This window comes from Curtobacterium sp. MCBA15_005 (assembly GCF_001864855.1).
In the GTDB taxonomy this organism is placed as follows: domain Bacteria; phylum Actinomycetota; class Actinomycetes; order Actinomycetales; family Microbacteriaceae; genus Curtobacterium; species Curtobacterium flaccumfaciens.
The window spans coordinates 261,584-274,003 of record NZ_MJGL01000009.1 but is presented as its reverse complement, the minus strand read 5'-3'; the positions used below and the strand labels follow the sequence as shown (position 1 = coordinate 274,003).

Here is a 12,420-nt window from a genome sequence, read left to right as displayed (position 1 = left end):
GCCTCCCGTCCGTCCGTGGTCGCGACCACGGCCGCGCTTCGTGAGCAGCAATGGTCGCGTCCGCACCACGAACCCGACCATTCCCGCTCACGAAGTGACAGGGGACGCGCGGGGCGTCAGCCGCGGGACGGCACGGGTGGGCCGGCGGCCAGCAGCCCGGTGAAGACCAGGGCGACGGCCACGACCCCGATGCCCGCGGCCACGGCGGGCCGACGCACCACGAAGAACAGCAGACGGTCCCAGAAGCCCGAGTGGGCGTCCGGCGAGCGGCGCCAGGAGCCCTCGAGCATGCCGCGGCGGGCGACCGCGACCTCGAACGGCACCGTGGCGTACGGCACGACGGCACTGGCCCAGCCGAGCACGAGCGCCCCGAACGACCACCGCTGGTTCACCGCCACGACCGTCGTGACCACCAGGTACGCCAGGAACACGAAGCCGTGCACCCCACCGCCGATGCGGACACCCCAGTCGCCGGCGTCCAAGCCGTACTTGAGCACCATCCCGAGGATGAGCAGGGTCCAGGTCACGAGTTCGGCGACCGCGGCGGCGCGGAACAGGGAGCGCGGAGTCATGGCCTCCATGGTGGCGGACCCGGTTGACAGAGAGCAGGACGCCCGACCTGCGGGGCACCCCACGGACAGCAGGACGCCCCGGACCGATCGACCCGGGGCGTCCTCTGCTGTCGGGTCAGCGCCGCACGACCACCGTCTGGCCCAGGCGGTTCACGCCAGCGCGCGCGTCCCACGTGCCGGTGTTCGCGGTCTGGATCGCGAAGGCCGGGTTCGACGCGACCGAGCGCTCGGGTGCCGGCAGGGCGAGGGCGACGTCCCAGCGGCCCTTCGGCAGGTGTGCGAGCGACGCCCGGACGGTCACGGTCCGTCCCGGCTGCCAGGACGACGCGTCGGCGCGCACCGGCACGGTGACCCGGCGGTGCCCGTCGGTCAGGACGAGCTGCACCGGGCGGCTGTTGTACGGCGCCGCCCAGCCGTCGTTCCGCACCGACACCGCGACCGACGGCGTGCGACCGGTGGTGACGGTGCTCGAGGTCATCGTGAAGCGGTAGCCGAGCTTCTTCGCGGCGTCGGTCATGCCGTCCGCGCCCCAGGTCGCCAGGACGTCCTTGTTGTAGTCGAGGTTGAGGTAGCTGTAGTGGTACTTCGCCATCTCGGCCGAGGCGGACGGGTACTCGGACCGCGGCGCGTTCACGGCGCAGGTCTCGCCACCGACGGGGACGTACCGCGACTCGGCGGCCAGGTAGTCCTGGTCGAGTGAGAGCGGGTCGCTCAGGAACGTGCCGAAGTCGTCCGGCGAAGCGAGGAAGCAGTCGTTGTGGTGCCCGATCCGAGACGCTGCCGACCCGTCGTGCGCCTGCGCCGGGGTGAGTGCCCCGGCCGTGCCGGACGGTGTGCGGAGTGCGTCCTGCTTCATCTGCATCGTGCGGACCTGGACCGAGCGGCTGGACGGCAGGGCCGCGAGTTCGGCCTGCAGGACCTGCCGTCGGGCGTCCTTGTCGGCCTCGGTCAGCACGCCCGGGTTCGCCGGGTCGCTGGCGAAGTGGTCGGTGTAGTAGCCCTCGCCCCAGAGCCCGATGAACCCCTGCTGCAGGGTCGGGATGACGTCGGCGTTCCGGCGGAGCGTCGGGGTGAGCTGCTGGATGTGCGCGAGCACGGTCGGCAGGTCGGCGTCGCCGTAGGGCGCCGAGTACGGGTACGCGCCGCCCTGCACGTACGCGAACCGGGTGATCACGCCCACCCCGGCCGCACGTGCGGTGTCGTAGTCGCGCTGCACGAGCCCCAGCCAGGCCGGGCTGAGTTGCCGCTGCTGGACGAACGCCTCCATGTAGAACACCCGGACGACCTGGGTGACCCCCTCGGCGCGGTAGCCGCGGAGCGTCGCGGCGTCGAGCGGCGTGTACCCGGTGCCGTCGGCGCGGTAGTGCGTCTCGGTGGTGTGGTCGAACCCGCGCGAGGGGTTCGGGATGACCGCGTCGCTCGCCGTGTAGGTCACGGTCGAGGTGGTCGCGGTCCGTGTCGGGTGGTGGCCGGTGGGCGACGACGCCCACGCGGTGGTCGGTACGGCGAGTGCGAGTGCCGCCGCGAGTGCGACGGTGGTGATGGTGCGGTGCTGCATCGGACGAGCCCCTGTCCTCGGCGCGGACGGTGATCGGCGCCCCCTGGCGCTGCCGTCCTGCGCGAATGTGATCTGAAGGTAGGCCAAACGATCAGAAAACGCCAGTGCATGCGCGAACCGAGCACGGGTAGCGTTGCCTGCATGTCGCCGTCGACCGAGAACCGTCCCCTGAACATCGTCGTCTGGAACGAGAACGTGCACGAGACCCGCGGTGACGCGACGGTCATCGGGCACTACCCCGACGGCATGCACACCGTGATCGCCGAGGCGCTCCGGCAGCTGCAGCCCGGGGCCGACGTCTCCACCGCCACCCTGCAGGAACCCGACCACGGCATCACCGCCGAACGGCTGGCCACCACGGACGTGCTGTTCTGGTGGGGCCACGCCGCCCACGACGAGGTGAGCGACGCCGTCGTCGACCTGGTCGTCGACGCCGTGCACGCCGGCATGGGCCTGGTGGTGCTGCACTCCGGCCACTACTCCAAGCCGTTCAAGCGCCTGATGGGCACGACCTGCTCGCTGAAGTGGCGGAACGACGGCGAGCGCGAACTCGTCTGGACCGTCGCGCCCGAGCACCCGATCGCCGCCGGGGTCGCGCACCCGATCGTCATCGACCGGCAGGAGATGTACGGCGAGTACTTCGACATCCCGCGCCCCGATGAAGAGGTGTTCCTGTCGACCTTCGCCGGTGGCGAGGTCTTCCGCTCCGGCGTCGCGTACCGCCGGGGGCTCGGCAAGGTCTTCTACTTCTCGCCGGGCGACCAGGAGTACCCCGTGTACCACCACCCGGACATCCAGCGCGTGCTGTCGAACGCCGCCGGGTGGGCAGCCCCGGTGTCCGAGCGCCGCGAACTGACCGCCGACCCCCACCCGCGGGACTGGTTCCTGTCGGACGATGGGGGTAGACAGGTCGGGTGACCAACCATCTCGACGGTGCGCACAGGCGCACCGCGGTGATCGAGGCGCTCGCCATCTTGGGATCAGGACCCGAGGAGCGCTTCGACCGCATCACCCGCATGGCCCACGAGGCGTTCGACGTCCCGTTGACCTTCCTCAACCTCGTCCACCACGACCTCGTCACCACGCAGTCGACCTTCGGCTGGCACCAGGGATCGAGTGTCCCCGCCAGCGAGCAGTTCTGCGCGTCGACCGTACTCACCCGCGAACCGATGGTGATCCCGGACGCGTCGCTCGACGCCCGGTTCGCGCACACGGCGGCGGTGGCGGAGCACGGCATCCGGTTCTACGCGGGCGCACCGTTGACCATGGTCGACGGCACCCGGGTGGGCACGCTGTGCCTGATGGACGCGGTGCCGCGCACGTTCTCGCCGGACGACGTCGCCCTGCTGGGTGACCTGGCACGGTGGGCGGAGCGCGAGCTCGGCGTCGCCATCGACCGCGGACGGGTCCGTCGGGTGCTCGACGGCCTGGTGCCGGACCCGGTCGCGGTGCCGGGGTGGGACCTCGACGTCCTGGTGGCCCAGCACGACGACGGCGGGGGTGACGTCGCCGACTGGCGCGTCGCACCGGACGGTGCCCTGCACGTCACCGTCGGCCGGGTGAGCGCGGCCGGCCCGGCGTCGGGCCTGCTCGCCGCGGCGGTCCGCGGTGCCGTGGCGGCACGGACCGGTTCGGCCATGTCGGACGCGATCGTCGGCCTGGAGGCGCAGGTCACCGCCGACCTGTCGGCTGCGGCCGCCGTCGGCTCGCTCTTCCACCTGCGGCTCGACCCGACGTCGGGTCACGTCGACTTCGGCGACGCCGGCCACGGCCTGGCGGTGCTCGTCCCCGCCGACGGTCCGGCTCGCGTCCTGCACCCGCTCGACCTGCCGCTCGGGCTGCAGCCGGAGTCGATCCCGCGGTCGCCCGGGGCGCTCGACCTGGAACCCGGAGACCGGCTGGCGATCTGCACCCAGGGCGTCCTGACGCTGGACGGGCTCCGGCACCTGGACGACCTCGCCGCGCTGGTGCGCTCGGCTCCGGACGGCGCCACGGCGGTCGAACGGGTGCGCACGGCGATCCCGACGGACGCCGCGGTCGACGTCACGCTGGTGGTGCTCACACGGCACTGAGCGAGATCCGCCGCCCGCGGTGGATCAGGAGCGGAAGCGGTCCGGCCGCGGGCGCGGGGTTCCGGTCAGCGCGACCACGAGCAGCGTGGCGAGCAGGGCGAACCCGGCGAGCTCGATGCCCAGGCCGGCGAGCTGCCAGTACGCGCTGCCGACGTGCTGCGGCTGCGTGATCGACTCCGGCCACCACGACTCGATGAGCGGGAACGAGCCGGGGAACGGATCGAGGCCGAACACGACGAGGCCACCGAGCAGCAGGACGACCCCGAGGCCGGCCATCGCCCCACGGGACCGGCGGAGCATGTGCACCACGAGAGCCGCACCCATGCCGGCGAGCCCGACGACGGCGAGCAGGAACGCGAGCACCACGATGGTCTGCGGCGCGAGCGCGACCCAGTCCAGCACCGCGATCGGCAGCAGCAGCCACCGTCCCGTCCGTGCCCAGCGCGCAGGGTTCCGCCATCCGTCCATGGCGACCGACCGTAGGGCACCCGGCCGAACGCCTGCCGAATGCGGCCAGTGGACCCCGGCGGCAGTGTGCGCTGACTACGATCGGACCCCATGACGCAGGACCGACCGACCCGGCAACAGCGGTCGCTCGCGACCCGCACGGCGATCATCGAGGGCGCGGCCGCGGAGTTCGACGAACGCGGGTACGTCGGTGCCTCGATGGACGGCATCGCCGAACGCATCGGGATGACCAAGGGTGCGCTGTACTTCCACTTCACGTCGAAGGCCGACATGGCCGGGGCCGTCGTCGCCGAGCAGCACGCGATCTCCCGCCGGTACGGCGAGGCCGCGGTGGCCCGGGGCACCACCCCGCTCGAGTCGATCATGTGGCTGTGCCAGGGGCTCGCGGTCCAGATGACGTCCGAGGTCGTCGTGAGCGCCGGGGTGCGGCTGTCGACCGACGTGGCCGCGAGCGACGTCGCGCGGCAGGACCCGTACACCGACTGGACCACGGTGGTCGCTGGGTTCGCACGGCAGGCCGTCGAGGTGGGCGAGCTCGACCAGCGGTGGGACCCGGACCTGGTCGGCCGGGTCGTCGTCCGCGCCTACACCGGCGTGCAGACCGTCTCGGACGTGATGACCCGCCGGGCCGACCTGTTCGCGGGCCTGCGGGAACTCTGGACGGTCCTGCTGGACGCGTTCGTCACCGAACGGCTGCGTCCGGAGATCCCGCGGCTCGTCGCGCTCATCGCTCCGGAGTGACGCGGGTCCCCCCAGGGAAACACCCACGTCACCTCGCCTCTGAGACTAGCGAGAAGGGTGTCGCGCCACCGGCCCCAGTTCGCGGGCGTGTGTCCGGCGGCCCACTAGCCTGACGCCGTGCCCACACCCGCTGCCGAGGTCGACGTCGACGTCCCGCTCGTCCGGGCCCTGCTGCGCGACCAGCACCCAGACCTGGCCGGGCTCGGGCTCCAGGTCGTCGCGAACGGCTGGGACAACGTGGTGCTGCGCCTGGGTGACGACCTGGCCGTCCGGGTCCCCCGTCGGGAGCTGGCCGCACGCCTCGTCGAGCACGAACAGCGCTGGTTGCCGGACATCGCCGCCCGGGTCGGATCGGTCGTCCCGGTGCCGGCCCCGGTGCGTACCGGCCGCCCCGCCCTCGGGTACCCGTGGTCGTGGAGCATCGTGCCGTGGCTGCCCGGCACCGCGATCGGTGAACGGGCGGCCGGGGTCCCCGTCGCCGAGGCGCTCGCCGCGTTCGTCGGACTCCTGCACGTCCCCGCCCCGGACGAGGCCCCGGCGAATCCGTTCCGTGCGGTGCCGCTCGCGTCGCGGAGCGAGGCCGTGCTGGCGCGACTCGACGACCACGGCGTGCACCGGGCCGGAGAGCTGGCCACGCTGTGGCGGACCGCAGCGGCCGTGCCCACGCACGCCGGGCCTCCCGTCTGGGTGCACGGCGACCTGCACCCCTTCAACCTGCTCGTCGACCCGTCGGACGGTGTCGACCGTCTGTCGGCCGTGATCGACTTCGGGGACGTCACCGCGGGCGACCCGGCCGTCGACCTGGCCACCGCCTGGCTGACGCTCGACCCGCCGGGGCGGCGCGCGTTCCGCGCGCGCGTCGCGGCCCCGGAGGCCACCTGGCTGCGCGCACGCGGGTGGGTGGTCGCGCTCGCGTCCGCGCTGGCGACCGCCGACGAACGCGCCTTCCGGAGCGTCGCGCGACGGAGCATCGACGCGGTGCTGGACGACTGAGTCCCCGCGGGGCTATCGTGACCGCACCATCCGTGCACAGCCGATCGGAGGGGCCGCCATGACCCTCGAGCTCCGCGTCCAGCACGACGTCGCCACCGACGCCTCCCCCGCCCCCGTCCGACCCGAGCGACGCGGTCTCCGCGGCCTGCTCGACCGTCTGTCCGACCGCCGCGCCGCCGCCCGCGCGCGACGGGTCGACGACCGGGTGCGCGAACTCGGGGAACTCGTCCACCTGCTCTCCGACGCCCGCGCCGTCGTCGAACGCGGGTGGGTCCAGCACGCCTGGTTCGCCTACCTCGACGAGCACGGCCGTGAGCGCAAGGCCTCCAGTGCCGCCGCGATGGACGTGCAGGGCCGGCCGCTCGTCGGTGCCTGCCTGGTCGGCGCGGTCGTGGCCGCCGCCGGCGGGCCGCACGCGGTCCACGCGCCGCGGGTGCAGCACGCGCTCGACGTCGTGTGGCACGCCCTCGCCCGCGACGAGGGTGCGCCCGTGCTGTGGTGCCCCGCGCCGGACATCCGGATGGGCCGGGTGCGTGACCTGACGAGCTGGAACGACGCCCCGGCACGCACCGGCGCCGAGGTCGCCGGGCTGCTGCTGACGGCCGAACGGGTCGCCGTGCAGGAGTCGACGCGCCTGCAGGAGCTCCGGGTGGCACGATCGGGGGCATGAGCGACGTCGAAGCGGTCCCCGAGGTGCACCCCGCGAGCACCAGCACCCTGGCCGCGAGCGGCAACGCCCTGCTGTCGGACGAAGGGTCCACGCGGAACCCCGACGGCGCGACGGCCGCGGACGGCGCGGTCGCCGACGCCGCTGCCGCCGACGCCGCGGTGAAGCGGACGCTGCACCGGTACCTGCAGAAGCACCGCGCGGCCCTGCTGGCCAAGCTCGACGGGCTCGCGGAGCGGCAGGCCCGCTGGCCGGTGACGCCGACGGGCACGAACGTCCTCGGGCTGGTGAAGCACGTCGCCGGGGTGCAGGCCGGCTACTTCGGCGAGGTGTTCGGGCGGCCGTTGCCGGACCAGCCCGCCTGGCTCGAGTCGGAGGACGGCGAGGACATGTACGCCTCGCTCGACGAGACCATGGCCGACATCGTGGCCTTCCACCACCGGAGTGCCGCCCACGCCGACGCCACGATCGAAGCGCTCGACCTCACCGCCACCGGGACCGTGCCGTGGTGGCCGGAGGGGCACCGGGACGTCACCCTGCACCGGATCCTGGTGCACATGGCGTACGAGACCGCCCGGCACGCGGGTCACGCCGACATCGTGCGCGAGATGCTCGACGGCCTGGCCGGCGACGGCGACGGCAACCTGGCCGACAAGTCCCCGGAGGAATGGGTCCGGTGGCGTGAGCAGCTCGTCGACATCGCGGAGCGAGCCGGGTTGCGTGACCTCGACGCATAGCCGAGCAGGCAGACCGATCGTTACCGTTCTCCCAGGCTCACCCTGGTAAACCCCCGCTGACCAGGGGTTGTCCTCCTCGCAACCGCAAGGGAAACCGTCGTACAGGCGGGGCTGCGTTGTACAACCGGTCCGGCTGTTGCATAGCTTTGGCCGAGCTCGTGCCCCGATCTGTGGGCAGTTCAGCCGACCGGAAGGGGAGCGCCCACCCGTGTTCCAGTACGTCGTGGAGCGATGGAACCAGATCTGGTTCGCATCGTGGCAGCACTTCTCACTGGTCGTCCAGTGCGTCGTCCTCGCCACGGTCATCGCCGTGGTGCTCGCCACACTCGTCTACCGCAGCCCGCGCCTGACCGCGTTCGCGAACGGGGTGTCGGCCATCGGCCTCACCCTGCCGTCCTTCGCCGTCATCGGCCTGCTCATCGTCCCGCTCGGGTTCGGCGTCCTGCCGTCGGTCGTGACGGTCGTCTTCTTCGCCGCGCTGCCGATCCTGCGCAACGCGGTCGTCGGTCTCGCTGAGATCCCGCCCGCCGTCGTCGAGTCGGCGCGCGGCATCGGCATGAGCCGGTTCCGCACCCTGCTGCAGGTCGAACTGCCGATGGCGTGGCCGATCATCCTGAGCGGCGTCCGCGTGGCCGCGCAGATGGTGATGGGCATCGCCGCCATCGCCGCCTACGCCCTCGGTCCCGGGCTCGGTGGCTTCATCTTCTCCGGGCTGTCCCGCCTCGGCGGCGCCAACGCCCTGTTCTCCGTCGTGGTCGGGGTGGTCGGCGTCGTCCTGCTCGCCCTGGTCCTCGACCTGCTCCTCATCGGCCTCGGCCGCCTGACCATCTCGAGAGGTATCCGTGTCCAGCACTGACTCCGCCACCACCACCGCGCCCGACGGGGACGTCACCGGGCGCAGCATCCTGCTCGACGAGGTCACCAAGCGGTACCCCGGGCAGTCGAAGCCCGCCGTCGACGGCATCACGCTCGAGATCCCGGCCGGCAAGATCGTCATGCTCGTCGGCCCGTCCGGCTGCGGCAAGACGACGACCCTCAAGATGATCAACCGCCTGATCGAGCCCACGCAGGGCCGGATCGTCGTCGGCGACGACGACGTCACGGGCATCGACGGTGACGAGCTCCGCCGCCGCATGGGCTACGTGATCCAGGCCGGCGGTCTCTTCCCGCACATGACGGTCGCGGCGAACATCGCGATCGTGCCGAAGATGCTCGGCTGGTCGAAGGAGAAGATCGCGGCGCGCGTCGACGAGCTGCTCGACCTGGTCTCGCTCGACCCCGACACCTACCGCGACCGATTCCCCCGCGAACTCTCCGGTGGCCAGCAGCAGCGCGTCGGCGTGGCCCGTGCGCTCGCGGCGGACCCGCCCGTCCTGCTCATGGACGAGCCGTTCGGTGCGGTCGACCCGATCACCCGCCAGCGCCTGCAGGACGAGCTCCTGCGGATCCAGGAGGAACTGCACAAGACGATCGTCATCGTCACGCACGACTTCGACGAGGCCGTGAAGCTCGGCGACTGGATCGTCATCTTCACCGAGGGCGCGCACATCGTGCAGTACGACACCCCTGAGCGGATCCTGGCCGAGCCGGCGAACGAGTTCGTCGAGAACTTCATCGGTTCCGGTGCGGGCCTGAAGCAGCTCACGCTGAACCGCGTGCGCGACGTCGAGGTCGAGTCGGCCGTGACGTGCTCCCCCGGCGAAGAGGTCAAGGCCGTGCTGCAGCGGATGAACGAGGCCGGCGGGCACCAGCACGCCGTCGTCGTCGACCACCGCCAGCGCCCGATCGGGTGGCCGTCGCGCCGCCAGCTCGAGCGTCTCGACCGCATCCCGGACGGCGTCGAGCCCGGCCTGCCGGTCGTGGGCGAGGCCGCGACCCTCAACGACGCGCTCGACACCATGCTCGTCTCGAGCGCCGGCGCCGCGCTCGTCACCGGTCGTCGTGACGCGTTCCGCGGGGTCATCACCGTCGAGACCGTGATGGAGGCGATCACCCGCTCCCGCGCGACCGCCGCAGGCGACCAGGCCTACACGCCGGTCGGCACGAACACGAACCCGATCGAGACCATGCCGTCGTCACCGGTGTCGGCGATGCCCACCGGAGAAGACCTGTGAGCGCAGTCGCCACTGCCGGCCCCGCCACCGGTGCGAGCACCTCGTGGAAGGGCCTGCTGTTCCAGCCTATCGCGATCCTGGTCGTCCTGGCCGGCTTCGCGGTGTGGCTCGCGACGGCGGACCTGACCCCGACGGAGCGCACGACGCTCAACCCGGCGGACATCCTGGCCCTGACCGGCCAGCACCTCGTGCTGACCCTGCAGTCGACGGTCCTGGTGCTCGTGATCGGCATCCCGCTGGGCGTCGTGCTCACCCGCGGGCCGCTGCGCCGGGCGAGCCCGTACGTGCTCGCCGTCGCGAACTTCGGGCAGGCGGCCCCGGCCGTCGGCCTCATCGTGCTGCTCGCCGCCTGGCTCGGCCTGAACAGCTCGTCCGCCGTCATCGCGCTCGTGCTCTACGCGATCCTGCCGGTGCTCCGGAACACCATGATCGGCGTGCAGAGCGTCGACGCCCGACTGGTCGAGGCCGGTCGCGGCATGGGGATGAGCGCCTTCAGCGTGCTGATGCGGGTCGAACTGCCGCTCGCGGTGCCCGTGATGCTCTCGGGCATCCGGACCGCCCTCGTGCTGCTCGTCGGCACGGCGAGCCTCGCGACCTTCGTCGGTGCGGGCGGACTCGGTCTGCTCATCACGACGGGCGTGACGCTGTTCCTGCCGAAGGTGCTCGTCTCGGGGGCCCTGCTCGTCGCCCTGCTCGCCCTCTCCATCGACTGGCTCGGCCGCGTGGTCGAGACGGTCGCACGACCGAAGGGACTCCGATGACCCGCCGCACCCGCAGCACCACCCGCACCCGCACCCGGGTCGGAGCCGCCGCGTTCGTCGCCGGTGCCACCGCCCTCGTCCTGACCGGGTGCGGTCTGCAGCCCGCGACGTCGTTCGTGCCCGAGGCCGGCGCCGGCTCCATCCAGCGCATCGACGACCTGCCGGCCGGCGCCCACATCACCGTGACGTCGAAGAACTTCACCGAGCAGCTCGTGCTCGGCAAGATCGCCGTGCTCGCCGCCAAGGCCGCCGGGTTCGACGTCACCGACGAGACGAACGTGCCCGGCAGCGTCGCGGTCCGTGAGCTGATGACCTCGCACGCGGCCGACTTCACGTACGAGTACACCGGCACCGCCTGGCTGACCTTCATGGGTCACACGAAGGGGATCCCGGACAAGACCGAGCAGTGGACGGCGGTGAAGAAGGAGGACGCCGGCAACGGGCTGACGTGGCTCGAACCGGCGCCGATGAACAACACCTACGCGTTCGCCGTCCGCAACGAGGCCGTCAAGGAGCTCGGGGACGTCAAGACGCTCTCCGACATCACCAAGCTGCCGGTCGACCAGCGCACGTTCTGCGTGGAGTCGGAGTTCAACTCCCGTGCCGACGGCTTCAAGCCGATGCTCAAGAAGTACGGCTTGGAGCTCGGCGGTTCGGGGTCGAACGGGGTGCCGAGCAGCAACGTGAGCATCCTCGACACCGGCACGGTCTACACGGCCACCGACCGCGGCAAGTGCAACTTCGGTGAGGTCTTCACCACCGACGGCCGCATCAAGTCGCTCGGGCTGACGGTGCTCGAGGACGACAAGGGCTTCTTCCCGGCGTACAACGTCGCGCCCGTCATCGACTCGAAGACGCTCAAGGAGTACCCGCAGCTCGAGGGGATCTACGACCAGATCTCGCCGAAGCTCACGGACGCCGTGCTGCAGGAACTCAACCGTCAGGTCGACGTCGAGGGGCGTGAGCCGGCCGACGTCGCCTTCGACTGGATGGTCAAGGAGGGCTTCATCACGAAGCCCTGACCGTTCTCGACGCACCCACCGACGGACGGGAGGCGCGGTGCCAGCTGGCACCGCGCCTCCCCTGCGTTCAGGGTCGCGTCTCAGGCCGCGGCGATGCGCGCAGCCGTGTCGCGGATCGACGCGACCACCGCAGCCCGCACCTGCTCCGGGTCGGAACCCTCGTGCCGAGCGGCACTGCGGAGGCCCGTCATGCACATGCCGAGCAGCATCTCGGCCGCCTGCGGGGTCGCCGCCTCGGGGCCCCAGGCCGGGTCGCGCTCGAGGATCGTGCGCACGGCGCCGGTCATCGCCTCGGCAACGGTGGTCATCCGCGCGACCTGCCGACGCATCAGCTGCGGGAACCGCACGATCACGGCCTTGCGCTCGACGCGCTCGTGCTCGTCGCCGAACGACGACCCGAACACCAGGAACGCCAGGTCGACGACGGCCTGCGCTGCAGGCTCCCCCGCGACGGTCGCCAGGTGCGCCTCGAGGGTGGCGGGTTCGAGGTCGAGCTCGGTGTGCCCGAGGACCGCGTCCTCCTTGCTCTCGAAGTAGTTGAAGAACGTCCGCGGGGAGACGTCGGCCCGCGCGGCGATCTGCTCGATCGTGGTGCCGTCGACGCCCTGCTCGAGGGCCAGGGACCGAGCCGCCTCGGCGATGCGGTTGCGGGTCTCGATGCGCTTGCGGTCACGGAGACCGAGTTCTGACGGCGTCGCGGAGTCGGGCATGAGCC

14 protein-coding genes are annotated in these 12,420 nt (G+C 71.9%); 10 read left to right on the top strand and 4 right to left on the bottom strand.

From position 1 onward, the window contains the following. Positions 1-116: 116 nt before the first annotated feature. A complete protein-coding gene (locus tag BIU89_RS07995; protein WP_035809287.1) occupies positions 117-572 on the bottom strand; it encodes a DUF3817 domain-containing protein in 456 nt (151 codons plus the stop codon). Positions 573-687: 115 nt separating this feature from the next. Then, positions 688-2,130, bottom strand: coding sequence for a DUF4832 domain-containing protein (locus BIU89_RS07990; RefSeq protein ID WP_071245648.1), 1,443 nt, complete (start codon positions 2,128-2,130; stop codon positions 688-690). Positions 2,131-2,271: 141 nt separating this feature from the next. On the opposite strand from BIU89_RS07990, the gene BIU89_RS07985 reads away from it, so the two are divergent. Both BIU89_RS07985 and BIU89_RS07980 read left to right on the top strand, forming a co-directional pair. Further along, positions 2,272-3,048 (top strand): ThuA domain-containing protein, encoded by a 777-nt coding sequence (locus BIU89_RS07985; protein ID WP_254791532.1) that lies wholly within the window; start codon positions 2,272-2,274, stop codon positions 3,046-3,048. Next, positions 3,045-4,202: a PP2C family protein-serine/threonine phosphatase gene (locus tag BIU89_RS07980; RefSeq protein ID WP_071245646.1), complete on the top strand. Its 1,158-nt coding sequence runs from the start codon at positions 3,045-3,047 to the stop codon at positions 4,200-4,202. Before BIU89_RS07985 ends, BIU89_RS07980 begins: the two co-directional genes overlap by 4 nt. A gap of 24 nt (positions 4,203-4,226) precedes the next feature. On the opposite strand, the gene BIU89_RS07975 is transcribed toward BIU89_RS07980, so the two are convergent. Then, on the bottom strand, positions 4,227-4,670 hold the full coding sequence (locus BIU89_RS07975; RefSeq protein ID WP_027466840.1) for a disulfide bond formation protein B: 444 nt from the start codon (positions 4,668-4,670) through the stop codon (positions 4,227-4,229). Between the two features lie 90 nt (positions 4,671-4,760). On the opposite strand from BIU89_RS07975, the gene BIU89_RS07970 reads away from it, so the two are divergent. From BIU89_RS07970 to BIU89_RS07935, 8 genes are all read left to right on the top strand, one after another. Beyond that, the gene (locus BIU89_RS07970; RefSeq protein WP_071245644.1) at positions 4,761-5,411 is read left to right on the top strand and encodes a ScbR family autoregulator-binding transcription factor; all 651 of its coding nucleotides are present in this window, start codon (positions 4,761-4,763) and stop codon (positions 5,409-5,411) included. 117 nt (positions 5,412-5,528) lie between these two features. Next, the gene (locus BIU89_RS07965; protein WP_071245642.1) at positions 5,529-6,404 is read left to right on the top strand and encodes an aminoglycoside phosphotransferase family protein; all 876 of its coding nucleotides are present in this window, start codon (positions 5,529-5,531) and stop codon (positions 6,402-6,404) included. 58 nt (positions 6,405-6,462) lie between these two features. Beyond that, complete coding sequence (locus BIU89_RS07960) at positions 6,463-7,074, top strand: DUF6197 family protein (RefSeq protein ID WP_071245640.1); 612 nt, start codon at positions 6,463-6,465, stop codon at positions 7,072-7,074. Beyond that, the gene (locus BIU89_RS07955; RefSeq protein ID WP_083404242.1) at positions 7,071-7,808 is read left to right on the top strand and encodes a DinB family protein; all 738 of its coding nucleotides are present in this window, start codon (positions 7,071-7,073) and stop codon (positions 7,806-7,808) included. Before BIU89_RS07960 ends, BIU89_RS07955 begins: the two co-directional genes overlap by 4 nt. A gap of 208 nt (positions 7,809-8,016) precedes the next feature. Further along, a complete protein-coding gene (locus tag BIU89_RS07950) occupies positions 8,017-8,664 on the top strand; it encodes an ABC transporter permease (RefSeq protein WP_071245638.1) in 648 nt (215 codons plus the stop codon). Next, positions 8,651-9,922: an ABC transporter ATP-binding protein gene (locus tag BIU89_RS07945; protein WP_017887899.1), complete on the top strand. Its 1,272-nt coding sequence runs from the start codon at positions 8,651-8,653 to the stop codon at positions 9,920-9,922. Before BIU89_RS07950 ends, BIU89_RS07945 begins: the two co-directional genes overlap by 14 nt. Then, positions 9,919-10,683 carry an ABC transporter permease gene (locus BIU89_RS07940; protein WP_027466833.1) on the top strand — a complete coding sequence of 255 codons (765 nt, stop codon included), beginning with the start codon at positions 9,919-9,921 and terminating at the stop codon, positions 10,681-10,683. Before BIU89_RS07945 ends, BIU89_RS07940 begins: the two co-directional genes overlap by 4 nt. Continuing rightward, the gene (locus tag BIU89_RS07935; protein ID WP_071245636.1) at positions 10,680-11,705 is read left to right on the top strand and encodes a glycine betaine ABC transporter substrate-binding protein; all 1,026 of its coding nucleotides are present in this window, start codon (positions 10,680-10,682) and stop codon (positions 11,703-11,705) included. The genes BIU89_RS07940 and BIU89_RS07935 overlap by 4 nt, the downstream gene beginning before the upstream one ends. Positions 11,706-11,785: 80 nt before the next feature. Here BIU89_RS07935 and BIU89_RS07930 read toward each other — a convergent pair whose 3' ends face one another. Then, on the bottom strand, positions 11,786-12,415 hold the full coding sequence (locus BIU89_RS07930) for a TetR/AcrR family transcriptional regulator (RefSeq protein WP_071245635.1): 630 nt from the start codon (positions 12,413-12,415) through the stop codon (positions 11,786-11,788). Between the last annotated feature and the right edge of the window lie 5 nt (positions 12,416-12,420).